Source organism: Limnobacter sp. UBA3528 (assembly GCF_002377005.1).
Lineage (GTDB): Bacteria > Pseudomonadota > Gammaproteobacteria > Burkholderiales > Burkholderiaceae_B > Limnobacter.
On the sequence record NZ_DFOZ01000043.1, the window covers coordinates 7,396 to 32,023 of the forward strand.

Sequence of the window (24,628 nt, forward strand, 5' to 3'; positions counted from 1 at the left end):
CTAACCAACTGAACTACCACTCCAAAGTTGGTTGCTGTTTCGCAATGTTGGTGGGTGCTGAGAGGCTCGAACTCCCGACCTAAGCCTTGTAAGGGCTCCGCTCTACCAACTGAGCTAAGCACCCGACGCTCACTGTTTTACTAGTGTTTGTCTTGCTGCGAATCAGCCAAGACCGCAATTATATACAAATTAACTCGGCCTGCAATACCTTTTGTCAAAAAATTTTTAAATTTAATTTACTGCGTCTTTAAGAGCTTTGCCAGGACGGAACTTGGGCACCTTGGCTGCCTTGATTTTGATTGTTGCGCCGGTGCGTGGATTACGGCCGCTACGTGCAGCACGCTTGCCAACAGCAAAGGTTCCAAAACCAACCAAAGTTACTGAACCACCTTTTTTCAAGGTTGTTTTAACAGCAGCAATCATTGCGTCCAATGCACGACCAGCGGCCGCTTTGGAAATTTCTGCTGACTCAGCAATTTGATCGATCAGTTCGGTTTTATTCATGTAAAAAGCCCCCTCATGGTGACAAATAAAAAGTGCCCAAAAACAGGCACCACGTTGCTTCCAGTTCTTAATTTAGACATGGCTGAAACCTAGCTGTCAACACATTTTGCGGGCGGATAACCCTTATTTTTCAAGCCAGTTAAGGCTTTGCGCGATGCACAAAAAAAATACCTCCACATTTTCATGCGGAGGCTTGTTTAAAATACCAATTGATATCAATGCTTTACACTTGGGTTTGCAGCAGCCTCATCAGCTTTGCCTGCAATCACCTCGGCTGGCTCGGAGACTGGCTCTGGAAGCGATTCCAGGGCATGTTGCAGCACTTGATCGATCCATTTCACTGGAATGATCTCCAAGCTGTTCTTCACATTGGCTGGAATTTCCGCCAAATCCTTCACGTTTTCTTCAGGAATAAGCACAGTTTTAATACCACCGCGGTGAGCAGCCAACAGCTTTTCTTTCAAGCCACCGATACCCAAAACTTCGCCACGCAGCGTAATTTCACCAGTCATTGCAACGTCAGAACGCACTGGCATGTTCGTCAAAGTTGACACCAAAGCAGTCGTCATCGCGATACCTGCTGAAGGACCATCTTTCGGTGTGGCGCCTTCAGGTACGTGAACGTGAATGTCGCGCTTCTCGAAAGCATCGTTACGAATACCCAATCGATTTGCGCGCGCGCGCACTACCGAACGCGCAGCCTCCACCGATTCTTTCATGACGTCGCCCAATGAACCTGTGCGAATCACGTTACCTTTGCCGGGCATGGAGACCGTTTCAATGGTGAGTAATTCACCGCCCACTTCTGTCCAGGCCAAACCAGTGACCTGACCCACCTGGTTTTCTTTTTCAGCCATGCCGAAGTTAAAGCGACGAACGCCCAGAAACTTGTCGAGGTTTTTCGGAGTCACCTGCACTTTCTTTTCGTTTTTGCCCAACACCATTTGACGCACTACCTTGCGGCAAATCTTGGACATTTCACGCTCAAGTCCACGCACACCCGCCTCGCGGGTGTAGTAGCGAATCACGTCGCGAATGGCTGCTTCAGAAACGCTCAGCTCTTCGTCTTTCACACCATTGTTTTTCAACTGTTTGGGCAGCAAATACTTCTGCGTAATGTTCACTTTCTCGTCTTCGGTGTAGCCGCTCAGGCGAATCACCTCCATGCGGTCCAACAAAGCATGCGGGATGTTCAGTGAGTTTGCAGTGGCCACGAACATCACATCGCTCAAATCGTATTCCACTTCCACGTAGTGATCTACAAAAGTGCTGTTTTGCTCAGGATCAAGTACTTCAAGTAAAGCCGATGCAGGGTCGCCACGGAAGTCTTGCCCCATTTTGTCGATTTCGTCGAGCAAGAACAGTGGATTGCGAACACCTACTTTCGTGATGCTGTTCAATACCTTGCCAGGCATGGATCCAATATACGTTTTGCGGTGACCACGAATTTCAGCTTCATCACGCACACCGCCCAGGGCCATGCGAACAAACTTGCGGTTTGTTGCCTTGGCTACAGATTGTCCCAGCGAGGTTTTACCAACTCCGGGAGGGCCCACCAAACAAAGAATTGGCGCCTTGAGTTTGTCAACACGCTGCTGCACTGCGAGGTACTCCACAATGCGCTCTTTCACTTTTTCCAAACCATAATGATCTTCGTCAAGTACCTTCTCGGCATTGGCCAAATCATTGTTGATCTTTGTTTTCTTCTTCCAGGGCAGCCCTACCAACACGTCGATGTAGTTGCGAATCACAGTGGCTTCTGCTGACATGGGCGACATCAGCTTCAGCTTCTTCAATTCAGCTTCAGCTTTTTTCAAGGCTTCTTTGGGCATGCGCGCAGCCTTGATTCGCTTTTCAAGCTCTTCCATGTCCGCGCCGTCTTCGCCCTCACCCAATTCTTTCTGAATGGCTTTGACCTGCTCGTTCAAGTAGTACTCGCGCTGGCTTTTTTCCATCTGGCGCTTTACGCGACCACGAATGCGCTTCTCAACCTGAAGAATATCGATCTCGGTTTCCAGTTGAGACAACAATGCCTCCAGGCGCTGCGCAATGCTAAAGGTTTCCAGAATGGACTGCTTTTGCTCCAGCTTCAGTGGCAAGTGACTGACGATTGTGTCCGCTAGCCGACCAATATCTTCAATACTGGCCAGCGATGTCAAAATTTCTGGTGGAATTTTTTTGTTCAATTTCACGTAGGAATCGAACTGCGCCATTACGGCACGCTTCATGGCCTCGGTTTCCGGGCTTTGTGAAGGATCGGGCAACAAGGGCAATGCTGTAGCAGCAAAGTGTGTGCCTTCGTCTGTAACCTTGGTCAGGCGCGCACGCTGCACACCTTCTACCAACACCTTCACAGTGCCATCAGGTAACTTCAGCATTTGGAGCACATTGGCTACGCAACCAATGTTGTAAATATCTTTGTCGCTGGGCTCATCTTTGGTGGCCGATTTTTGCGCTACCAGAAGAATACTTTTGCCTGTTTCCATCGCGATTTCCAGCGCTTTGATGGATTTTGGACGACCCACGAAAAGCGGAATCACCATGTGCGGGAACACGACTACATCTCGCAATGGAAGCAATGACAATTCGATGGGTTGTTCCGGAAGCACGTTAGTTGCTGACATATGAATCACCTATTAAATGCATAACCCTACAGTGGGGTTAAAACGCGCTTATTCAAGCTTTATTTCACGACAAATAAACAATACCACTGAAAAGAAAAAGCCCAACCGTGGAGTTGGGCTTTTTTAATCATTTTGCAATCTGTTTTGAGGTGGTTTTCAGCATCAGGATTTGTCTTTGCTGCTGGCCACTTTGGGCTGATCCTCGTAAATCAACAAAGGTTGCCCTGTGCCATTGATTGTATTTTCATCAATCACCACTTTCTTGACGTTGGTGTCGCCAGGCAGGTCGTACATGATACCCAGCAAAGCCTGTTCAAGAATGGTTCTCAAACCACGTGCACCTGTTTTGCGTTGAATCGCTTTCTTGGCAATTGCGCTCAACGCAGATGGACGAACTTCAAGTTCTGCGCCATCCATTTCGAGCAACTTTTCAAACTGCTTGACCATGGCATTTTTAGGTTTGGTCAAAATCTCGATCAACGCAGGTTCATCCAGTTCTTCGAGGGTCGCGATGACAGGCAGGCGACCCACCAATTCAGGGATGATACCGAACTTGATCAGGTCTTCTGGCTCAACTTCAGCCAGCAAGGTTCCCACATTGCCCTCTTCCTTGCTTTTCACAGTCGCGCCAAAACCAATACCTGAACGCTCGGACCGGTTACGGATAACCTTGTCCAAACCTTCAAATGCACCACCCACGATAAATAGTACGTTGGTGGTATCAATTTGAACGAAATCCTGATTGGGATGCTTGCGGCCGCCTTGTGGAGGTACGGATGCAACAGTGCCCTCGATCAATTTCAGCAAGGCTTGCTGTACGCCCTCGCCAGACACGTCACGGGTAATGGACGGATTGTCAGACTTGCGGGAAATCTTGTCGATTTCGTCAATGTACACAATGCCACGCTGAGCTTTTTCTACTTCGTAATTGCAGCTTTGCAGCAGCTTTTGAATGATGTTCTCGACGTCTTCACCCACGTAACCCGCTTCGGTCAGCGTGGTGGCGTCGGCGATCACAAAAGGTACATTCAACAAACGGGCCAGGGTTTGGGCCAACAATGTTTTGCCGGAGCCCGTTGGGCCAACCAGCAAAATATTGCTTTTCGTCAGCTCGATGTCGTCTTTTTTGCTCATGTGGCGCAGGCGTTTGTAGTGGTTGTATACCGCTACAGCAAGCACACGCTTGGCTTTGTCCTGACCAATGACATACTGGTCAAGAATAGAACGAATTTCCTGGGGGGTGGGTAGCTTGTCGCCTCCACCTGTGGCCGTGGCCTCCGCTGCTTCATCACGAATGATGTCATTGCACAACTCAATGCATTCATCGCAGATGAACACAGAGGGCCCTGCGATCAATTTTTTTACTTCATGCTGACTTTTGCCACAGAAGGAGCAATACAGCAGCTTTTCGCTTGAGCCTTTCTTTTCTGACATCTTTTATCCTCTGGAAAGCCCCCTTAAGGGCAATCAAGAAATCCAGGTTTTAGTGTTACTGCAGTTACTTCTTGTCGGCCGGTGGCACACGGTGCTTCAACACGTCGTCAATCAAGCCGTACTCTTTGGCAGAGTCTGCACCCATAAAGTTATCACGATCTGTGTCACGTGCAATCTCTTCGATCGTCTTACCTGTGTTCTCAGCCAGTATTCCGTTCAATTTCTCACGCAAATACAAAATTTCCTTGGCGTGAATTTCAATGTCGGACGCCTGACCCTGCACGCCACCCAGAGGCTGGTGAATCATGATTCGGCTATTGGGCAGGGAAAAACGCTTGCCCTTGGTGCCAGAAGACAGCAAGAACGCGCCCATACTGGCTGCCAATCCGGTACACAGGGTTGACACATCGGGCTTGATGAACTGCATGGTGTCGTAAATAGCCATGCCTGCAGACACTGAGCCACCTGGGCTGTTGATATACAGCGCGATGTCTTTGTCAGGGTTTTCGCTCTCGAGGAACAACATTTGCGCCACGATGACGTTGGCCATTTGGTCGTTGATAGGACCCACCAGGAAAATGACGCGCTCTTTAAGCAAGCGCGAATAAATGTCATAGGCCCGCTCGCCCCGACCACTTTGCTCAATCACCATGGGCACGTACATATTGCCCTGGGTTTCAAGCGCACCAGAATTGTTCATGTTGTTCGTCATAGAGCGAGGGTTCCACATCATTTATTTATTTCCCATCAGTTCGTCAAAGGACAATTTCTTTTCAACCACTTTGGATTTGCTCAAAGCGAATTCAACCACATTGTCTTCCAGAATAACCGCTTCTACATCCGCCAAACGGGCGCGATCCTGAAAATACCACTGCATGACTTCTGCAGGGTTCTCATAGCTTTGAGCCTGTTCTTCAATAAAGGCACGAACCTGCTCAGGTTTGGCTTGCAAGCTGTTTTCTTTCACCAAGTCTGACACGATCAAGCCCAAGCGAACGCGACGCTCTGCCTGTGCTGCAAAAATGTCTTCAGGCAACTGAATTTCTTCTACGTTTTGCATGCCACGGGCCTTCAGGTCCTGACGTGCGCGAGAGGCCAATTCAGTAGTTTCGGATTGAATCAAGGCTTTGGGTACATCAAACTCTGTCACTTTCAACAAAGCATTCATCACCGCTTCTTTGGTTTGCGCCTTGGTACGGTTGCTGACTTCACGGCTCAAATTCACGCGCACATCGTCGCGCAGCTTGTCCAGTGAACCGTCGGCAATACCCATGGCCTTGGCAAACTCTTCGTTCAGTTCAGGCAACTGGGGGCCTTCTACTTTCTTGATCGTGATTGTGAACTGGGCAGTTTTGCCTGCGACATCCTTGCCGTGGTAATCAGCGGGGAAAGCGAGATCAAAGGTTTTCTCTTCGCCTTTCTTCAGGCCTTTTGCGGCAGCTTCGAATTCGGGCAGCATTTGGCCCTTGCCGATTACAAAAGAGAAATCTTCAGCGGTGCCGCCGTCAAAGGGTACATCGTCAATTTTGCCCACGAAATCCAGGGTTACTTTGTCCTCATCAGCAGAGCCACGGTCTACTTCAGCGAAGCTGGCGCGCTGCTTGCGCAGAATTTCAATGGTTTTATCCACTTCAGAGTCGGAGACTTCAACCACTGTTTTCTCAATTTCAAGCGTGGCGAAGTCGCCAAACTTCACTTCGGGGAACACTTCAAAAATGGCATTGAACTCAAATGAGTCATCAGCTGCGTCCTTGGCGGCTTCGATGCGGGGCTGGCCAGCCACTCGCAGATCCTGCTTTTGAACTTCTTCGCTGAAGGTACGACCGATTTCATCGTTCAATACTTCGGAATGTACTTGGGGGCCGTAGTTCTGTACCACCATTTTCATGGGTACTTTACCTGGGCGAAAACCGGGCATGCGAGCTGTCCGAGCTACCTTTTTCAGGCGCTTCTCAACTTCAGCATTGATTTTTTCAACCGACAGCTTCAAGGAAATGGTTTTCTCGAGTGAGCTGGCAGTGGTGGTTGTTTCAGTCATTTGGAACTCTTGAACTAGTTGCCTTGGCAAGGTTGACCAAGGGGATGGTTAATGGGCGTAAAGGCTCTACAATTGCCGATATCTTACACAAGTATGAAGCAGCTTTGGCGGGGGCTTGGTAAAACTGGACCGCCCCAGAAGCGATATACCCGGGGCACAAGAGGGGTGGTGCGGATGAAAGGACTCGAACCTTCACGTATTGCTACGCCAGAACCTAAATCTGGTGCGTCTACCAATTTCGCCACATCCGCATGTAGGCGCGCATTATAGCCCGATTTTAACTTTGAAGCCCTTACAATGTCATTTATTGACTGCATTACCCCCAATTAGAAGGTGACATGGCTGTATCTCTAGAAAACCCGCTTGCCTACTGCCGCGAGAAAGTAAGCGGGGAAACCGCCTCTCTGCACTACGCAACCCTGTTCCAAGCTGAAGAACTGAAAGCATTTTGGCTTGGCTGCTTTACCTTGAACCACGAGTTGAGGCAGGCTTGCCTGAAGCAGCTGGAGGCAGGCTTGACACAGGTCAAACTGGGCTGGTGGCAAAATGCCCTGGCTGGCGCAGCAAGCAACAGCAACCCTCACCCTGTCGTAACAGCAATATCAAAACCCGTGATTGCGAAAATCCCCCCTGAACACTGGGGAGAACTAATCAACCGGGTGGCCAGCGGATGCGAACCCAAGCGTTACAACAGCATGGCCGACTGGCATAACGATGTGCTGCTTGAAACCAAGCCCTGGATTGGTTTGGTACAGGCCAGGTTTATCAGCTCAACTGCGGATTACACGCAGCTACTGGAATTCTGGGCCACAGCCACGCGCCTTTGCCAGTTACTTCGACTTGCGAAATACCTGGACCAGGGGTTTCAGCCCTTGCCCGTCGAATTACTGGCCAAACATGGGGTGACTGCAGAACAAATCAAACGCAGGGAACACAACGGTGCCAGCGCGCGGATGTTCAGTGAAGTAGGCGCACATTTGCTTGAGAAAGCCAACATAGCCTGGAAAAATACGCCAGAGGACCAACGCCTTTTTGCGAGGCCTTTGCGAGCGCTGTTCCGGATGCGCGTTTCGGAACTGAAAGTACACGAGGCGGCCGGTTACCACTTGCTGACCGAGCAGAAAATAATCACCCCTTTCAAAAAATTCAGTACCGCTTGGACGACGCAAGTGCTGAGATTTTGAAGGGTCGTCTCAATTCAAAGCCGTGGTTTACGAATTCGGTAAGCTGCGGCGTACAAGGCGGGCAGGAAAAACAGGGTGAGCAAGGTGGCCACAATCAAGCCACCCATGATCGCTACGGCCATGGGGCCCCAGAACTGCGAACGCATCAACGGGATCATGGCCAGCACGGCTGCCGCCGCGGTCAACAATATAGGCCGTGAGCGTCGAATGGTTGAGCCAATGATAGCCTCATAGGGATCTACCCCCGCAGCTCGGTCTTGCTCGATTTGATCCACCAAAATTACCGAGTTTCGAATAATCATGCCGAACAGGGCGATCACGCCCAGTTGTGCTACAAAACCGAACGGGCGCGCAGTGATGATCAAGGCCAACGCAGCACCAATAATGCCCAAAGGGCCGGTGAAGTAAACCAGCAAGGTTCGACCAAAGCTTTTCAGTTGCAACATCAGCAAAGTAAGCACGATAAACAACATCAAAGGCACATTGGCCATGATCGACTGCTGGGCCTTGCCAGAATCGGCGGCTAGACCATCCAGGTTCACCGATACGCCCAGTGGTAACTCAGACCGCAAGGGGTCTAGTGCCTTGTTCATCGCCAAGGCAACGGTGGTGCCCTGAATACCGGAAACCACATCCGCCTTCACTGTAATTCCAAACTCACCACCCTCTCGCCAAATCACGCCGGGCTCAAAACTCATGGTGACCTTGCCCACTTGGGATAACGGCACATAGGCTCCGCTTGCCGTGGGCACATTGGCGTTCATGAGTTCAGCCAGAGTGTCGCGCTCGCTTTCGGGGTTTCGAAACACAATGTCGATGAGGCGGTTATTTTCGCGATACTGCCCAATGGTTGCGCCCGACAAAATGACATGCGAGGACTCTGCAATGCTTTGACTGCTGACACCCAAGGCACGGGCGCGAGCCTGGTCTACCTCGACTTTCATCACCTTGATGTTTTCATTCCAGTTGTCATGCGTGCCACGGGTGTATTCGCTAGAGGCCACGGCCTCTTTGACCTGGTCGGCAACTACACGCACAACGCGAGGGTCTGGGCCCTGCACCACGAACTGCACGGGATAAGTCACGGGCGGCCCATTGGGCAACAAGGTAATTCGCGGACGTATGTCAGGGAAGTTGTTTTCGAGGTGTTCCTTCAGTTTGCCGCGCAGTATTTCCCGGTCTTCGAATGTTTTGGGAATCACTATAAGTTCGGCCAAATTGCTTTGTACAAACTTTTGATCAAGCGACAAATAAAAACGGGGCGCCCCATCGCCTACAAAACTGGCATAGCCCTGCACTTCGGGTTGATTGGCCAGCCATTGCTCCAGTTTGATCGCCTGCTTTTCCGTTTCCTCAAATGCGGTACCCTCGGGTAACCACAAATTCACCATGATTTCCAATCGGTTGGAGTCTGGGAAAAACTGCTGCTCAATGAATTTGAAGGAATAGCCGCCACCAATGAAGGCAAGAACTGTGACCGTTATTGTGATCCAGCGGTGGTTAACGCACACCTCAATCCAGCGGCGAAAGCGCTGGTAGAACGGCGTATCGAACACCTCCGTGTGGCCTTGTCCGTCTTTGGGCTTTTTAAGCAACCAATAGCCAATATAAGGCACAAAAATAACCGCGACAAACCACGACAACACCAGCGCAATGGCAGTAACCGCAAAAATTGAATAGGTGTACTCGCCTGCCGCTGACTGAGCCAAAGCAATGGGCAAAAACCCCGCAGCTGTAATCAGCGTGCCCGTGAGCATTGGAATGGCAGTGGAGTCGTAGGCAAAAATGGCCGCATCAAAGCGCGAATAACCCTCTTCCAGCTTGCGAACCATCATTTCTACCGCAATGATCGCATCATCGACCAACAAGCCTAGCGCGATAATCAGTGCACCCAGCGAAATTTTGTGCAGGTTGATATTGAAGAACGACATGGCCAGAAAAGTAAGCGCCAATACCAAGGGAATGGTCAACGCCACCACCAGACCTGGCCGTGTGTCGATGCGAAAGGGTTTGCTGTGTAGCCCCAAACTCAAAAAGCTGACTGCCAACACGATCACAATCGCTTCGATCAACACTTTCACGAACTCATTGACAGAGGTGCTGACTGACTTGGGTTGGTCTGCCACGCGCTGAAGTTCAATACCCACCGGGAGTTCGGCCAATATGCGGCGCTCTACCTTTTCCAACTCCTGGCCAAGGCGAATGATGTCTCCACCGTTGACCATTGAAATGCCAAGACCAATGACCTCTTTACCGTTAAAGCGCATTTTGGACACAGGCGGGTTTTGGTAGCCACGATGCACGTGAGCAATGTCTTTGAGCAGAAGTGTATTGTTGCCCGCCCGAATCGGGAGGTTGGCGAGATCATCGATGGACTCAAACTGCCCCTGTACTCTTGACCACACCTTTTGGTCTTCGAGGCTTAAAACCCCCTGAGAGGTGACCGCGTTCTGACTGTTGATTTGATTGAAGATGTCTTGCGCTGAAATCCCCAGTTGCGCAATTTTGTAATGCGAGACATCAATGAACACTTTCTCAGGTTGAACGCCAAACAGCTGCACCTTGGCCACATCGGGCACTTTGAGCATTTCCTGACGTACCTGCGTCACGAAGTCTTTTAATTCCGCGTACTTGAATCCATCGGCGGAGAATGCCAGCAACACGCCAAAAGTGTCGCCAAACTCGTCATTGAAAAATGGGCCAACTACACCACGCGGTAATGTTCCAGCCATGTCGCTGACCCGTTTACGTGTGGTGTACCAAATATCGGCCACTTGCTTGGGCGGTGCGCTGTCATCCAACTGGAGAAAAATAACGGTTTCACCCGGCTTGGAATACGAACGGATTTTGTAAGCGAAGGGTATTTCCTGAATCACCTTCTCAATAGGATCGGCCACTTGCTGACCCATTTGCATGGCCGTTGCACCCGGCCAGTAGGCTCGCACCACCATGCCGCGAAACACAAACGGAGGATCTTCTTCTTGACCCAAGGAGAAAAATGCGGCCACTCCCGCGAAGATGAAAACTGCAAGGAGGTAGCGAACCAATGGCTGGTTTTCGAGCGCCCAGCGCGACAGGTTGATTTTTCTCATTTGGAAAGATCGCTCGTTTCAATGAAACGACGAACCTTTTGGCCTTCGTTCAAAACATGGGTGCCCGCAGTGACAATCAACTCCCCATTGCTTAAGCCATCCTTAACCAGAAAGTCGCTTTCAGACACGTCATAGGGCTCAACAACACGTTTGTTGACCACACCCTGCTTCTCATCGAACACCCACACAAAAGCACCGGTATGCTCCGCAACCAGGGCCGAAATGGGCAACTTGAACGCGGTCGACTTGGCGGCTGTGGTGAACTTCACCGTAGCGCTCATTCCGAAACGGGAAACTCTGGCCGGGTCGTTCACATCCAGCAACACAGCATATGTGCGTGTTACCGGGTCAGCCACGGGTGACACCTCTCTCACTTTTGCTGCCAGAGCCTGTTTGCCAGACCACAGCAACACACTTGCCTCCTGACCCGGCTTGATCTCGCTGACCCTATTCTCGGGCACAGCCATACTGACCTGTACATCATTCTCATCGGCCCATTGCACCACTGCCTGGCCTGGGGCCAATACCTGGCCTACTTCAGCATACACACCGGAAATTACACCGATGCCCGGAGCACGCAAGTCACCGTATTGCCGCTGATTGGCCTGCGTGTTCAATTGCGCGCGAGCCTGGCTCAAACGGCTGCCGGCGGCATCGAATGCCAACTGTCGGCGATCCAGTTCAGCCTGGCTGATGAAGTTTTGTTGCTTCAGGGTTTTGGCACGTTCCAGGTCTGTTTTAAGCTGGGCATGCTCGGTGGCTGCTGCATCAAACTGTGCCTGGGCTGCCTGTAAGGCCAGGCTCAAGTCCTGAGGATCAATTTTTGCAAGTATTTGGCCTTTGGTAACCTTGTCCCCAACGTCCACAAGGCGTGCGGTCAACTTACCACCCACCTGGAAGCTGAGTTTTGCCTGAAAACGGGGTTCAATCTGACCTGGAAAACTTTCTTCAAAAGTACTGTCACCCGCTTGAAGCTCCATGACTCGCACAGGTCGAATCACTTCAGTGGTGTCAATTTCGGAACGGGAACAAGCGGCAAGCACGAGCGAGCCTACGGTGGCCCATACAACAGGCAAGAACAAACGGCTTTTGGACATGGATCGCTCAATAGAGTGAATTTATTGTTATCTGCGCAATTGTCGTATCAATCACAAGTCAAGTCAAAGCGGACTCAAAAACAATCCAGCTTGTCTCTCAGCGCCGCGAGCGCCTTTTCAACACGATCAACGCCGATCACTTCGATACCATCAATTGGCTGCTTCGGTGCATTGCTGGCAGGCACAATGGCGTGGGTAAATCCAAGTTTGGCAGCCTCACGCAGCCTTTCTTGCCCGCGCGGTGCAGGGCGTAGCTCACCAGACAGGCCGATTTCACCAAACACCACCAGTTCTTTGGGTAGGCGTTTGTTGCGCAAGGAGGACACCATGGCCAAAACAATCGCCAGGTCGGCTGCAGGTTCTGAAATTCTTACACCACCCACGGCGTTGATAAAAATGTCTTGATCAAAAAACTGCAGACCCGCATGGCGATGCATTACCGCCAGCAGCATGGCGAGGCGGTTTTGTTCAAGCCCCACCGACAACCTGCGCGGTGAAGGCGAATGCGAGGAATCGACCAAAGCCTGAATTTCAACAAGCAATGGGCGCGCACCCTCTTGAGTGCACATCACGCAGGACCCGGCCACCCATTCGGCAGTTTGCGACAAAAACAAGGCTGAGGGATTGTTGACCCCTTTCAAGCCTCGGTCAGTCATGGCAAATACACCTAACTCGTTCACCGCACCAAACCGGTTTTTGAACGCTCGCACAAGGCGAAATGAGGACTGTGAATCGCCTTCGAAATACAGCACCGTGTCTACGATATGCTCGAGCACGCGGGGGCCGGCCAGAGTACCTTCCTTGGTAACATGGCCGACCAAAATGGTAGTGATCCCCAGGGCTTTGGCAAGCCGTGTAAGCTGACTTGCACATTCGCGTACCTGGCTTACAGACCCTGGCGCTGCACTCAACTCGCTGGTGTACAGGGTTTGAATGGAATCGATCACCAACACTTGGGGTTTGTGTGCTTCAAGTTGCGCAACAATTTGCTCAAGCTGAATTTCGGTTAACACATTCAGGTTAGTGTGTTCGAGCCCAAGGCGTTGAGCACGCAAGGCGATTTGCCCGGCAGATTCCTCACCACTGACATACAAGGCTGAAGTTGTTTTGGCCAAGGTGACCATGGATTGCAATAGCAAGGTGGATTTACCGATTCCAGGGTCACCGCCAAGCAACACCACCATGCCCGGCACCATTCCCCCACCCAACACACGGTCAAATTCGGGGACACCGCTGCTGAAACGTGGGTGGTCTTGCGCCTGAATTTCGGAAAGCTTGATGACGCTGCTACTTTGTGCAGCAAGGGCTGCAAAACGACTGTGCTTGGGCGCTGTTGCCGTGCTTACGGCCGATTCAACCAGTGTGTTCCAACTGTTGCAATCGCTGCACTGCCCTTGCCATTTGGCGAAAACAGAACCGCATTCCGTGCATTGATACTGACTTTTACTTTTGGCCAAAACTGCATGTCCCTGTAACGACTAGGCTTCTAAAAATGGTACTCGCGGCGCAATTGCACACAACAATTCATAACCAATGGTGCCACAACGGTCGGCCACCACATCAACTGGAATGTGTTCACCCCACAATTCAACAGCACTGCCAACATCTGCATTCGGAATATGGCTGATGTCAATGGTCATCATGTCCATCGAAACACGGCCTGCGACCGGCGCAACATGACCTTCTACATAGGTAGGGGTTCCGTCGGGCGCATGACGCGGGTAGCCATCGGCATAACCGCAGGCCACCACGGCAACACGCCCGCTGTCGCTGGCTTCCCACCGCGAGCCATAGCCAACCCTGTCGCCCTTCTTCACAGATTGAATTGCAATAATTTCACTGCTGAAGATCATTGCTGCCTTGAGGCCATAATTGGCTGCCGCATTTGGGCCTGGGGTGGCCCCGTATATGGCAATACCCGGGCGCGCAATATCACCAGCGAGCATCGGAAAATTAAGACTGCCAGCTGAATTGGCAAGACTACTTCGCCAATGGTCGGGTTTGAGATCCATCAAGATTTGATGCTGACGCTGCGCAAAAGGCAAACGAGCCCTGGGCTCCGCTTCATCCGCATTGGCAAAGTGCGTCATCAACACAGGCGTAGGCCATTGATATTTCAGGGTGAACTCATCGAGCCACTGAATGGCGGCTTGCGCTTGAGCAGGTTGAAACCCCAAGCGATTCATGCCTGTGTTCAATTTCAGGAAAATTTGGGGTTTGTGTGCAGGCTGCGACTGCGCAATAGCCGCGAGGTCATTCAACTGGTTCTGATTGTGAACCACCCAATCGCAACGCAACTCCATGGCCTTCAGCAAATCGGTCTGATCAAAACAGCCCTCGAGTAACACAATTGGCTTGTTCCAGCCCATGCAACGCAAGCGAGCCGCACCCTCTATTTCTAAGATGGCCAAGGCGTCTGCTTGCCACAAGCCGTCGATGATTCGTTCCAAACCATGCCCATAACCATTGGCTTTCACCACAGGCATCATCACAACATTGCCCAGCAATTCTTTGATTCTATTGATATTGGCAGAGATGGCGGCGGGTTTGACCACTGCACGTATGGGTCGCGGCATGGGCTGGCAATTGGTGATTTAGGGGTTGGCTCGAACTTCGTAAAAAAGGCATTGCTTAATACGCGAAGCGCTTGGATATGATATAACGCCTCAACACCGTTGAACGAGCAGCGAAACGGCGAAATCGCACTAATTGGATTTCGCTCAATTCACAGTTGAATGAAACCCGGCTTTTACACCATCATGGCGGCGCAGTTTTTCTCGTCGCTTGCAGACAACGCACTTTTGATTGCAGCAATCGCATTGCTGTTTCAGATCCAGTCTCCTGACTGGATGACCCCATTGCTGAAGCTGTTCTTCGTAGTGTCGTACGTGGTGCTAGCCCCATTTGTTGGCGGGTTCGCAGATACCTTGCCCAAAGGGCGGGTCATGTTGATCACCAACTCGATCAAGATTGTGGGTTGCCTGATGATGTTCTTCGGTGTGCACCCTCTACTTTCTTATGCGGTGGTGGGCCTGGGCGCTGCAGCCTACTCGCCTGCAAAATATGGCATTCTGACCGAGCTTTTGCCGCACGACCGGCTTGTAGAGGCCAACGGCTGGATTGAAGGGCTCACAGTGCTGTCGATCATTCTTGGCACCGTGCTTGGCGGCATATTGATTGCGCCGGGCACTAGCCAATACCTGATGCAGCTGCACATTCCAGGTGTGACCGACAATATGGACACGCCAGCAGAAGCTGCCATCTTTGTGATTACTTCAGGCTATTTGATCGCTGCCATTTTCAACTTCAAGATTCCAGACACAGGTGCTCGCTACGAGCCACAGTTGAATCACCCAATCATCATGACCCGCAAGTTTTATGGCTGCGTCAAACAATTGTGGAACGACAAGTTGGGTCAAATCTCATTGGCTGTTACCACTCTTTTTTGGGGTGCCGGGGCCACGCTTCAATTTATCGTGCTGAAATGGGCTGAAAGTGCCTTGGGCCTGCCACTGGACAAAGGCGCCATTCTTCAAGGTGTTTGCGCATTCGGCGTGGCTGCTGGCGCTGTGGCTGCTGCGAAACTGATTCCCCTGAAAAAATCGATGTTGGTGCTACCCATGGGCATTCTGATGGGCATTGTGTGCATGACCATGGTGTTGGTCAACAACCAGGGTATGGCTTACCTGCTGATCACCGTAATCGGCGCACTGAGCGGATTTTTCGTTGTGCCCATGAACGCTTTGCTGCAACACCGCGGTCATGTACTCATGAGTGCAGGCCGATCGATTGCCATTCAAAATTTCAATGAAAATATTTCAGTCCTGACGATGCTCGGCATTTACGCCATCTTGATCAGTTTTGATGTGCACGTGAACAACGTGATTTTGATGTTCGGCGGCTTTGTCATGGCCACCATGCTGATGGTGATTATTTGGCACCGCCGCAACCAGCGCTTATACAACGTGGAAGCGCGAATTGGCGAGGATCGCCCGGTCGGCGTTCCGTTGTAACAGGCTGTTTAAATTACGCCTTGCTGTTTCAGCAGTAACAAATCGTCCCACGCTTTCTGTTTTTCCTCAGGTCTGCGCAACAGATAGGCTGGGTGATATGTGACCACAGCGGGGATGTCGAGCCCATCCACAATCACTCTGTGAACCGTGCCCCGCAATTCCCCCACTGGCTTTTTAGTGTTCAAAAGAGTTTGAATTGCAAAGCGCCCCACCAGTAGCAAAACTTGGGGCCTACTGGCCTTGATTTGCTGAACAAGGTATGGCGAACATTGATCAATTTCGGCTTGTTCAGGATTGCGGTTGCCGGGGGGGTGACACTTCACCACATTGGCGATATAGGTGTTGTTTGTACGGCTCGCGCCAACGGCTTTGAGCATTCGATCCAACAGTTGCCCTGACTTACCCACAAATGGCCGGCCTGTCGCGTCCTCGTCCACGCCAGGTCCTTCTCCCACCACCATTAGGGGTGCATGGGGTATGCCATCAGCAAACACGGTTTGCTTGCGGGTTTCGCACAGACCGCATTTTTTGCAAACAGCAACCATCTCTTGTAATGACTCAAGCGAAAGTGAAGCGGGCAACATTTCATCGAGCCCCACGCCGCTTGCCATGGCGTCGGGCTTTGAGGGCTCGTCTTGGCTCCGTAATTCCCAAACAGGGCCAATACCCATGGCATTGAACAAATCGGCTTTGTTTCGAGTACTTGTCATTCCAGAGAGCCTGTAAATCGTTTGAACATCACCAAGGCATCTTCGCGGCCCAGTTGAGACGGGTAATAATTCTTGCGCGCACCGATCAGCTTGAACCCCTCTTTCTCGTACATATTCTTGGCAGTCAAATTGCTGGGACGAACCTCCAGCAACATGCCCGTTGCATGGGCAAGTTTCGCCTGGCCAATGCCCCACTGCAACAAGTGCTTGCCGTGACCCAAACCTTGCAAGTCGGCACGAATGGAAATGTTCAGCAGGTGGTATTCATCAACAACCTGCATCATCACAATGTAGCCTGCAAGTTGTTCATCCAACCACATGCAATGCATGTGATAACCCGCGCGCAGGGAGTCCAGAAAATTCCGGTCTGTCCAGGGGAACTCGTAAATCTGGTTCTCAACCAGAATTACAGCGGGCACATCGGCCTCGGTCATGGGTCGAATACTAAACAGCGCCATGCTTCAACGCCAATCGTTCAGTGGTGGTTTGCGCAACTTTGTCACGCACATACAAGGGCTGACAATCAAACGGTGTAGCGACTCGCCCAGCCTCAAATTCCTGCCATGCCAATTGCGCCAGGCGAACTGCGCACACCGCCCCCTGAACGATGGTGGAGCCAGGTTCGTGAACTTGTGCATACACATGTATATCGCATACTGCAGACCCGTGAATATTCTGCAGTTCATCCAGGGCCAGCAAATGCGGTGGCTTCACCCATTGGGTGCCCTGCGCGGTTCGCTGAATACAGGCCGCGTAAATTTCATTCAAGCGCGCATCCATTAAAACCGTGACTGGCTGGTCCTGAAACTGTGCGGTCAACATGCATTCAAAACTGGTCAATGGCACAGTGGGCACCTGCCAGGCCACAGCAAGGCCCTGAGCAACACCACAGGCTGTTCGAAGACTGGTAAAACCACCAGGACCAATATCAACAGCAATGGCTGCACACTGGGCAGGCTTTAAATTGGCCTGGTCCAGATGTTGCTGAATCATGGGCAGCAGTTGAGCCGACTGGCTTTTGTAATCCGTAATTTCAAAATTGAACAAACCGTTTGCAAGCGCATTTGCGCTGTCTGGTTCAATGGCAGCAGCCACCTTGGCCACGCCTGAACTGGTACTGATCGCCAAAATAAAACGGGAAACCATCAATCGCCCTTCATCATCAACACAACGGCCTGCGCCTCAATGGCTTCCTTGCGCCCAAGGTAACCCAACTTTTCATTGGTTTTGGCCTTGATGTTGACCGCATGCAAGGGCAAGTCGCAAAGACCGCTCACACTGGAATGCATGGCAGCCATGTGAGGCGCAAGTTTTGGACTTTGGCAAATCAAAGTGGAATCGATATTGATCAAGGTGAATCCCTTCTGCCTGGCTTTCTCGATCACGTTTTTCAACAATACGCCACTGTCAGCGCCCTCGAACTGAGGGTCTGTGTCAGAGAAGTGGGTACCAATGTCGCCCAGGGCGCATGCACCCAAAATTGCATCGGTGATGGCGTGCAACAAGGCATCTGCGTCGGAATGGCCCAGCAAACCGAGCTCCGAAGGAATATGTACTCCGCCCAGAATCAGCCGACGTCCTTCAACCAATCGGTGCACATCATAACCCTGCCCCACTCGCAGACGGCCAATTTCACTCATTCCAAATTCTCCTGTTGCAAACCAAGCAACCTGGCTACTGTGCCCAAATCTTCAGCGCGGGTAATTTTCATGTTTTCCACATGCCCGGGGACAATCAGGGGACCCACACCCATCGTTTCAATCGCACTGGCATCGTCGGTCAATTGGGCACCTTTGTACAAGCACTCGGAAATGGCCATACTCAGCGCCTGCGCCCGAAACATTTGGGGTGTTTGTGCCGCCCACAAGTGGTCTCTGGGTATGGTGTGCTGGGCAATCACTTCACCCTCCTCTGCCACGCTGGTTTTCTTCAAGGTATCCGCCACTGGCACGGCCAGCAAGGCCCCGGCAACATGCTGACTGCCTTGGTCAATCAAGCTTTTTAATGCAGCGGCACTCAAGCCCGGGCGAGCGGCATCGTGCACCAACACCCAATCGGTCTCATTCACCAGGAAGTTCTCAAGCAAATGATTCAATCCATTCAGTACGCTGTTCACACGCTCCTGTCCACCCACAGGCAAACATTTGACCTGTGGGTTGCCTTGAAACAGCGCAGTGGCAATCGAGTCGTCGTTGGCCACCACCACAAATACCCCTTCCACACGGGGGTCGACCAACAAGGCCTCAACACTGCGTTCCAGCACGGTTTTTGCACCCAGCATGGCGTACTGCTTGGGAATGCTCCCGCCAAAGCGCCGCCCGGCACCACCGGCGGGGACTAATCCAAAGTACTTGGCAGTTCTTGCCATGAAAGCCTGTTCCTATGCGGGCACTTGCCGCCGTATAATACGGGCCTTGATTCACCGACCCAAAAACCCGAACTTGAAGCCCACTGGAAAACCAGCATGGTTGCAGTATCCAAGCGGGCAAACTTTATGCTTTCACATTTTACTTCTTCTTTTCAGCTAACCGGTGGCCACAGGCTCAGCTTGGCGCACCCGCCGGGCAGTGCCGACGCTTTTTTGCTGGCGCAATTGTGCACGCAGGCCCAAGGGCAAAACAAACTTTGCCTGATCACCTGTGCCAACCCGCATGACGCCACCCGCCTGCAGGAAGAAATTACCTTGTTTGCGCCCACCCTGAAGGCACATTACCTGCCCGACTGGGAAACCCTGCCCTACGACAGTTTGTCGGCGCACCAAGACCTGGTGTCGGAGCGCCTGGCCACGTTGTACCAAACCCAACAGGGCGATCTAGATGTGTTGATTACAGCGGCCAGCACAGCCATCCAAAAGCTGGCGCCCCCCTCGTTTTTAGCAGGCAGCACCTTCTACTTCAAAACCGGCGACAAACTGAATGAAAAGAAGCTGCGTGAACAACTGACGATTGCGGGCTATAACCATGTATCACAGGTGATGACACCCGGTGAATACTGCATTCGCGGCGGCATTATCGACTTGTTCGCCACTGGCACTGCCCTGCCATTTCGAATCGATTTGTTCGATGACGAAATTGAATCCATCAAGACATTTGATGTCGATACCCAGCGCAGCCTGTACCCCGTGCGGGAAATGCGCCTGCTGCCCGGTCGCGAATACCCCATGGATGAACAAAGCCGTGCGCAGTTTCGCAGCAAATGGCGTGAGCGCTTTGAGGGTGACCCTTCCAAAGTTTCCATTTACCGTGACATGGGAACCGGTGTGGCCAGCGCGGGCATTGAGTATTACCTGCCCCTGTTTTTTGAAACTACAGCCAGCCTTATTGACTATCTGCCCAAGAAAGAGCTGGTCTTCATTCAGCATGGCGACGTCGATCAAGCCTTGCAAACATTTTGGGCACACACGCAAAGCCGTTTCGATTTTCTATCGAAAGACATTCAACGCCCCATTCTTCGGCCTTCTGAAATTTACCTGAACGCCACTGAATTCTTCAGCAGTTTCGACAATGCGGCACGCGTGAATTTGTCGGCATCCAAGAATGCCTTGGTGCCGGAATACAGCGGCGCGCTGCTGCCAGACCTGGCCGCAGATCGCAAAGCAGATGACCCGATTTTCAAGTTCCGTAACCTGGTCGAACGCACTGGTGCAGGAAGCTACCAACAAGTGATCATGGTGGCCCCAAGTGACGGCCGTCGCGAAACCCTGAACCAGTATTTTCTGGAACACAAACTAAAGCCTTACCAAACAGAAACGCTGCAAGGCGCACTGGAAAGTGGCGAACGTTTCGTACTGTGCACCGCGGTGCTTGACCAGGGCTTTGGTGTTTACCGTGGGCTGGATGCACAAGTCGCGTTTGTTACGGAAGCCGAGTTGTTTTCACTGTCACCACGCCGTCGCGGCGCACGCAGGCAACAGGAACGGCAAAGCAACGTTGAATCGATGATTCGCGATTTGTCGGAACTGAAAATTGGCGACCCGGTTGTTCACCAGCAGCATGGCATTGGTCGATACAAAGGCCTGATCAGCATGGATCTTGGCGAGGGTGCATCTGAATTCCTTCACCTGGAATATGCCAACGGTTCAAACCTGTTTGTGCCAGTGGCTCAGTTACATGTCATTGCCCGCTACAGCGGTGCAGACCCTGAAAACGCACCTGTGCATGCACTGGGTTCAGGCCAATGGGAAAAGGCCAAAAAGAAGGCTGCAAAAATGGTGCGCGACACCGCAGCAGAACTGCTGAACCTGTACGCCCGCCGGGCCTTGCGAAAAGGCCATGAATTCAAACTGAGCATTGGCGACTATGAAGCCTTTGTTGAAAAATTCGGATTCGAAGAAACCGCAGACCAGGCCGCTGCCATTCGCGCTGTGATTGCAGACATGACTTCGCCCCGCCCCATGGACCGCCTGGTGTGTGGCGATGTGGGCTTCGGCAAAACCGAAGTGGCATTGCGGGCCGCGTTTGTCAGCGTGATGGATGGCAAACAGGTGGTGCTGTTGGCCCCCACTACCTTGCTGGCCGAACAACACTTTCAAACCTTCTCAGATCGATTCTCAGACTGGCCTGTGAAAGTGGTTGAACTGTCGCGTTTCAAATCGCCCAAAGAAATTCGCGATGCAGTTGAATTGATCAACAGTGGCCGTGCCGACATCATTATTGGTACCCACAAGGTGCTGAGTTCCGAGGTGGAGTTTTCACGCCTTGGCTTGGTAATTATTGATGAAGAACACCGCTTCGGTGTGCGCCAAAAAGAAGCGCTGAAAAACCTGCGTGCTGAAGTCGATGTGCTTACTTTGACCGCTACCCCCATTCCACGCACCCTGGCCATGAGCATGGAAGGCATCCGCGATTTCTCGGTCATTGCCACTGCGCCACAACGTCGCCTGTCGATTAAAACATTCGTGCGTCGTGAAACCGACAGCGTTATTCGTGAAGCCGTGCTGCGTGAATTAAAACGTGGCGGGCAGGTGTACTACCTGCACAACGAAGTGGACACCATTGAGAATCGTCGCGAAGCGCTTGAGAAAATACTGCCTGAGGCACGCATTGGTATTGCGCACGGGCAAATGAATGAACGCGACCTTGAACGCGTCATGCGCGATTTTTATCAACAACGCTTTAATGTGTTGTTGTGCACCACCATTATTGAAACCGGTATTGATGTACCCACCGCCAACACCATTGTGATTCACCGAGCCGACAAATTCGGCTTGGCCCAATTGCACCAGTTGCGCGGCCGGGTTGGGCGAAGCCACCACCAGGCCTACGCCTACATGATGGTGAACAACGAAGAAGGCTTGAGCAAGAACGCAGAGCGCCGCCTTGAAGCCATCACCATGATGGAAGACCTGGGCAGCGGTTTTTACCTGGCCATGCACGACCTTGAAATTCGCGGTGCCGGTGAAGTGCTGGGTGCCAACCAAAGTGGCAACGTGCACGAAGTGGGCTTTCAAATGTACACCGACATGCTGAACCACGCCGTGCGCAGTTTGCGCGCAGGCAAAGAACCCGATTTGACCGCACCACTGAACGCCACAGTAGAAATCAACCTGCACACACCCGCCCTGCTGCCCGAGGATTACTGCCCCGATGTGCATGAGCGCCTTACGCTGTACAAGCGACTGGCGAGCACCGAGGAGATGGACTTCATTTCTGAAGTGCAAGAGGAATTGATTGACCGCTTCGGCAAATTACCTGAAGCCGCAACGGCGCTGCTGGAAACGCACCGGCTTCGCATTCTGGCCAAGCCCCTGGGCATTGCAAAAATTGACAGTTCGACCGACGCAACCGTGGTTCAGTTTGATGCCCAACCGAATGTGGATGCTGGCAAAATCATTTTGATGATCCAGAAAGAGAAAGACATGAAACTGGCCGGCGCAGAACGCTTGAGAATCACGCGGAGTTTCCCGAAAGTCGGCGACCGTGTACAGTTTCTCAAAGGTTTGATCAAACAACTGGCTTGAATTCATGACCAACAACGCTGGCAAACACAACATTTGGTTGCTCTTGTTGAGCGCGGCACTGATAGGGTGCGCAGTGCTCAACACAACAACCGCCAAAGCGGCAGAAAGCACAAATAGCGACGATGCTGGCATGGCCGTGTACAAAGCACTGCTGCCAAAGGCCGAAGCCGGGGACGCAGAGGTACAAACCACGCTGGGCTTAATGCGATTGCGTGGTGATGTAGTAGAGCGCGACCTCAAAGTTGCACGCGTGTGGCTGGGTAAAGCTGCCCTGCAAAACCACACACCCGCTCAATATTATTTGGGCCAGTTGCTGCTGCTTGATGTGTTCAACGCCAGCCAAAGTGATCTGAACAAACAACTGACCGAGGGCATGGGTTGGTTGCGCCGTGCCTCACGAGACCAACACAACCCCTCTCAGTTGCTGTATTCGCAAACCGTTCTGGAAAGCCAACTGGAAAGCCCGTTCGGACACAGCAAAATTGAAGTCCAGCAACATCTTGATTCCTGTGCGGAAGTTTATCTACCTTGTACTCAGTACGCATTAAAGCGACTCGATCAAGGCAAAGAAGAGGTTTACTGTCCCAATAATGAATTCTGCGAACAGAAAAAACGCCTGCTTTACACATTGGCCAATGCGGGCGACGCCAACGCGCGCTACCGGTTGAGCAAATTTGAGGGTGAAGACCGCATGTTCTGGGTACGGCGTGCTGCGCGCTTGAATCACCCACAAGCCAGCCATGAATTGGCCGAGTTGGTGTTGAAAAATGAAGTTCCCTTGCAACCGGAAGACCCTGCCGTGCTGGCCTTACTCAACACAGCTGCACAACAGGGCTTGCAGGAATCCATGCATTTGCTGGGCAGTCTGCTGTACGAAGGGACCCGATTTCCTGTCAACAAGCCCCTGGGGTTACAATGGTTAAACCTTGCGGCGCAACGGGGCCACGAACCCTCGATTGAACTCTTGGCACAACTTCAAGAGCCCGCCGACAACATTCCTGCTATCGACAAGGTAGAATCCGCGCAACCCACGGAGAGCACACCATGAGCCGACTTTTCTTTTCCTCGCAAACATTAAACACCACACAAGTACACACAGCGCTGGACGCACTGAACTTGCCCACACTTGGCGTAGAAGCGCTGAATCAACAAGCCTGCATCGAAATTCCAGAAGCCTACACACTGCCAAAGACCGCAATTACTGATACGCTGCGACCATTGGGCCGCGTACATCAATTTGATTTCGCAATTCTGGAAGCCGAATTTCAAGCCAATGAGTTCAAGCTGTTGGCCATGGACATGGACAGCACCCTGATCACCATTGAATGCATTGATGAAATTGCCGACTTTGCGGGCAAGAAAAAAGAAGTGTCAGAAATTACCGAGGCCGCCATGCGCGGTGAAATCAAAGATTTTTCTGAAAGCCTGAACCGCCGCGTGGCCTTGCTCAAAGGGGTACCGGAAAGCTGCCTGCAATCCGTGTTTGAAGAACGCCTGCGCTTGTCTCCAGGCGCAGAAGAATTGATCGCCTACGCCAAAGCCCACAAGTGGAAAACATTGTTGGTCAGTGGGGGCTTTACCTTTTTCACGGACAAAATGAAGGAAGTATTGGGGCTTGATTACACCCGCTCCAATACACTTGAAATTGTAGACGGGCACCTGACTGGCCGTGTGCTGGGCACCATTGTGGATGCGGAAGTAAAACGCGAAACCGTGTTGGAAACCTGCACACTGCTGGGCTGCGAGCCTTCACGCGCCATTGTGGTGGGCGATGGATCGAACGATTTGAAAATGATGGAAATTTCTGGTGCCAGCGTGGCCTTTCATGCCAAGCCAGTGGTGCAGGAGAAAACAGACTTTTGCATCAACCATGGCGGGTTGGACACAATATGCAAGTGGTTTGAAGCGAATATTTAAACCCAAATACAGAATGGGGCGCAGGCAAATAAGTTGCAGGCGCCCCACCAACAGAT

19 protein-coding genes and 2 tRNA genes are annotated in these 24,628 nt (G+C 51.8%); 5 read left to right on the forward strand and 16 right to left on the reverse strand.

What is annotated here, in order from left to right; translation table 11 throughout:
* Nucleotides 1–48 precede the first annotated feature (48 nt).
* From B4N58_RS12380 to B4N58_RS12410, 7 genes are all read right to left on the reverse strand, one after another.
* Nucleotides 49–124 (reverse strand) — tRNA-Val (locus tag B4N58_RS12380).
* 107 nt (nt 125–231) lie between these two features.
* Nucleotides 232–504 (reverse strand): HU family DNA-binding protein, encoded by a 273-nt coding sequence (locus B4N58_RS12385; RefSeq protein ID WP_105029303.1) that lies wholly within the window; start codon nt 502–504, stop codon nt 232–234.
* A gap of 215 nt (nt 505–719) precedes the next feature.
* Nucleotides 720–3,128, reverse strand: a complete 2,409-nt coding sequence (gene lon / locus B4N58_RS12390; protein ID WP_040512342.1) for an endopeptidase La — start codon at nt 3,126–3,128, stop codon at nt 720–722.
* A gap of 162 nt (nt 3,129–3,290) precedes the next feature.
* A complete protein-coding gene (clpX, locus tag B4N58_RS12395) occupies nt 3,291–4,562 on the reverse strand; it encodes an ATP-dependent Clp protease ATP-binding subunit ClpX (protein WP_008248422.1) in 1,272 nt (423 codons plus the stop codon).
* A gap of 64 nt (nt 4,563–4,626) precedes the next feature.
* Nucleotides 4,627–5,274, reverse strand: a complete 648-nt coding sequence (gene clpP / locus B4N58_RS12400; protein WP_105029305.1) for an ATP-dependent Clp endopeptidase proteolytic subunit ClpP — start codon at nt 5,272–5,274, stop codon at nt 4,627–4,629.
* Between the two features lie 21 nt (nt 5,275–5,295).
* Nucleotides 5,296–6,600, reverse strand: a complete 1,305-nt coding sequence (tig, locus tag B4N58_RS12405; protein WP_008248428.1) for a trigger factor — start codon at nt 6,598–6,600, stop codon at nt 5,296–5,298.
* A gap of 166 nt (nt 6,601–6,766) precedes the next feature.
* Nucleotides 6,767–6,851, reverse strand: a tRNA-Leu gene (locus tag B4N58_RS12410).
* Between the two features lie 87 nt (nt 6,852–6,938).
* Between B4N58_RS12410 and B4N58_RS12415 the strand changes: the two genes are divergently transcribed.
* On the forward strand, nt 6,939–7,784 hold the full coding sequence (locus B4N58_RS12415) for a squalene/phytoene synthase family protein (protein WP_291749854.1): 846 nt from the start codon (nt 6,939–6,941) through the stop codon (nt 7,782–7,784).
* A 14-nt stretch (nt 7,785–7,798) separates the two neighbouring features.
* On the opposite strand, the gene B4N58_RS12420 is transcribed toward B4N58_RS12415, so the two are convergent.
* The 4 genes from B4N58_RS12420 to alr form a co-directional block, all read right to left on the reverse strand.
* Complete coding sequence (locus tag B4N58_RS12420; protein WP_291749855.1) at nt 7,799–10,876, reverse strand: efflux RND transporter permease subunit; 3,078 nt, start codon at nt 10,874–10,876, stop codon at nt 7,799–7,801.
* Nucleotides 10,873–11,973 (reverse strand): efflux RND transporter periplasmic adaptor subunit, encoded by a 1,101-nt coding sequence (locus B4N58_RS12425; RefSeq protein ID WP_291749857.1) that lies wholly within the window; start codon nt 11,971–11,973, stop codon nt 10,873–10,875. The genes B4N58_RS12420 and B4N58_RS12425 overlap by 4 nt, the downstream gene beginning before the upstream one ends.
* Nucleotides 11,974–12,047: 74 nt before the next feature.
* Nucleotides 12,048–13,430 (reverse strand): DNA repair protein RadA, encoded by a 1,383-nt coding sequence (gene radA / locus B4N58_RS12430; protein ID WP_008248437.1) that lies wholly within the window; start codon nt 13,428–13,430, stop codon nt 12,048–12,050.
* A gap of 21 nt (nt 13,431–13,451) precedes the next feature.
* A complete protein-coding gene (alr, locus tag B4N58_RS12435; protein WP_291749859.1) occupies nt 13,452–14,549 on the reverse strand; it encodes an alanine racemase in 1,098 nt (365 codons plus the stop codon).
* A 159-nt stretch (nt 14,550–14,708) separates the two neighbouring features.
* Between alr and lplT the strand changes: the two genes are divergently transcribed.
* Entirely contained in the window at nt 14,709–15,986 is a 1,278-nt protein-coding gene (lplT, locus tag B4N58_RS12440) for a lysophospholipid transporter LplT (RefSeq protein ID WP_008248439.1), read from the forward strand.
* 8 nt (nt 15,987–15,994) lie between these two features.
* Here the strand turns inward: lplT and B4N58_RS12445 are convergent, their stop codons facing one another.
* Genes B4N58_RS12445 through ispD form a run of 5 tightly spaced genes read right to left on the reverse strand, consistent with a single transcriptional unit; the run spans nt 15,995 to nt 19,064 of the window.
* Nucleotides 15,995–16,696: a uracil-DNA glycosylase gene (locus B4N58_RS12445; protein ID WP_291749864.1), complete on the reverse strand. Its 702-nt coding sequence runs from the start codon at nt 16,694–16,696 to the stop codon at nt 15,995–15,997.
* A complete protein-coding gene (gene rimI / locus B4N58_RS12450; RefSeq protein ID WP_291749867.1) occupies nt 16,693–17,154 on the reverse strand; it encodes a ribosomal protein S18-alanine N-acetyltransferase in 462 nt (153 codons plus the stop codon). The genes B4N58_RS12445 and rimI overlap by 4 nt, the downstream gene beginning before the upstream one ends.
* Complete coding sequence (gene tsaB / locus B4N58_RS12455; RefSeq protein ID WP_291749869.1) at nt 17,141–17,842, reverse strand: tRNA (adenosine(37)-N6)-threonylcarbamoyltransferase complex dimerization subunit type 1 TsaB; 702 nt, start codon at nt 17,840–17,842, stop codon at nt 17,141–17,143. Before tsaB ends, rimI begins: the two co-directional genes overlap by 14 nt.
* The gene (gene ispF / locus B4N58_RS12460; RefSeq protein WP_291749872.1) at nt 17,842–18,336 is read right to left on the reverse strand and encodes a 2-C-methyl-D-erythritol 2,4-cyclodiphosphate synthase; all 495 of its coding nucleotides are present in this window, start codon (nt 18,334–18,336) and stop codon (nt 17,842–17,844) included. The genes tsaB and ispF overlap by 1 nt, the downstream gene beginning before the upstream one ends.
* The gene (gene ispD, locus B4N58_RS12465) at nt 18,333–19,064 is read right to left on the reverse strand and encodes a 2-C-methyl-D-erythritol 4-phosphate cytidylyltransferase (RefSeq protein ID WP_291749875.1); all 732 of its coding nucleotides are present in this window, start codon (nt 19,062–19,064) and stop codon (nt 18,333–18,335) included. Before ispD ends, ispF begins: the two co-directional genes overlap by 4 nt.
* Nucleotides 19,065–19,190: 126 nt before the next feature.
* Between ispD and mfd the strand changes: the two genes are divergently transcribed.
* The 3 genes from mfd to serB are packed head-to-tail and all read left to right on the forward strand — an operon-like array spanning nt 19,191 to nt 24,572.
* On the forward strand, nt 19,191–22,655 hold the full coding sequence (gene mfd, locus B4N58_RS12470; protein ID WP_291749956.1) for a transcription-repair coupling factor: 3,465 nt from the start codon (nt 19,191–19,193) through the stop codon (nt 22,653–22,655).
* Between the two features lie 4 nt (nt 22,656–22,659).
* Nucleotides 22,660–23,703: a tetratricopeptide repeat protein gene (locus B4N58_RS12475; protein WP_291749878.1), complete on the forward strand. Its 1,044-nt coding sequence runs from the start codon at nt 22,660–22,662 to the stop codon at nt 23,701–23,703.
* The gene (gene serB, locus B4N58_RS12480; RefSeq protein WP_291749881.1) at nt 23,700–24,572 is read left to right on the forward strand and encodes a phosphoserine phosphatase SerB; all 873 of its coding nucleotides are present in this window, start codon (nt 23,700–23,702) and stop codon (nt 24,570–24,572) included. Before B4N58_RS12475 ends, serB begins: the two co-directional genes overlap by 4 nt.
* Nucleotides 24,573–24,628 lie beyond the last annotated feature (56 nt).

Coding starts and splice junctions, on each gene's coding strand:
- B4N58_RS12385 (WP_105029303.1), bottom strand. CDS start 504: ATGAATAAAACCGAACTGATCGATCAAATTGCTGAGTCAGCAGAAATT.
- serB (WP_291749881.1), top strand. CDS start 23,700: ATGAGCCGACTTTTCTTTTCCTCGCAAACATTAAACACCACACAAGTA.
- clpP (WP_105029305.1), bottom strand. CDS start 5,274: ATGACGAACAACATGAACAATTCTGGTGCGCTTGAAACCCAGGGCAAT.
- B4N58_RS12425 (WP_291749857.1), bottom strand. CDS start 11,973: ATGTCCAAAAGCCGTTTGTTCTTGCCTGTTGTATGGGCCACCGTAGGC.
- ispD (WP_291749875.1), bottom strand. CDS start 19,064: ATGGCAAGAACTGCCAAGTACTTTGGATTAGTCCCCGCCGGTGGTGCC.
- B4N58_RS12415 (WP_291749854.1), top strand. CDS start 6,939: ATGGCTGTATCTCTAGAAAACCCGCTTGCCTACTGCCGCGAGAAAGTA.
- clpX (WP_008248422.1), bottom strand. CDS start 4,562: ATGTCAGAAAAGAAAGGCTCAAGCGAAAAGCTGCTGTATTGCTCCTTC.
- B4N58_RS12420 (WP_291749855.1), bottom strand. CDS start 10,876: ATGAGAAAAATCAACCTGTCGCGCTGGGCGCTCGAAAACCAGCCATTG.
- lplT (WP_008248439.1), top strand. CDS start 14,709: ATGAAACCCGGCTTTTACACCATCATGGCGGCGCAGTTTTTCTCGTCG.
- tig (WP_008248428.1), bottom strand. CDS start 6,600: ATGACTGAAACAACCACCACTGCCAGCTCACTCGAGAAAACCATTTCC.
- B4N58_RS12475 (WP_291749878.1), top strand. CDS start 22,660: ATGACCAACAACGCTGGCAAACACAACATTTGGTTGCTCTTGTTGAGC.
- ispF (WP_291749872.1), bottom strand. CDS start 18,336: ATGAGTGAAATTGGCCGTCTGCGAGTGGGGCAGGGTTATGATGTGCAC.
- alr (WP_291749859.1), bottom strand. CDS start 14,549: ATGCCGCGACCCATACGTGCAGTGGTCAAACCCGCCGCCATCTCTGCC.
- rimI (WP_291749867.1), bottom strand. CDS start 17,154: ATGGCGCTGTTTAGTATTCGACCCATGACCGAGGCCGATGTGCCCGCT.
- B4N58_RS12445 (WP_291749864.1), bottom strand. CDS start 16,696: ATGACAAGTACTCGAAACAAAGCCGATTTGTTCAATGCCATGGGTATT.
- lon (WP_040512342.1), bottom strand. CDS start 3,128: ATGTCAGCAACTAACGTGCTTCCGGAACAACCCATCGAATTGTCATTG.
- tsaB (WP_291749869.1), bottom strand. CDS start 17,842: ATGGTTTCCCGTTTTATTTTGGCGATCAGTACCAGTTCAGGCGTGGCC.
- mfd (WP_291749956.1), top strand. CDS start 19,191: ATGCTTTCACATTTTACTTCTTCTTTTCAGCTAACCGGTGGCCACAGG.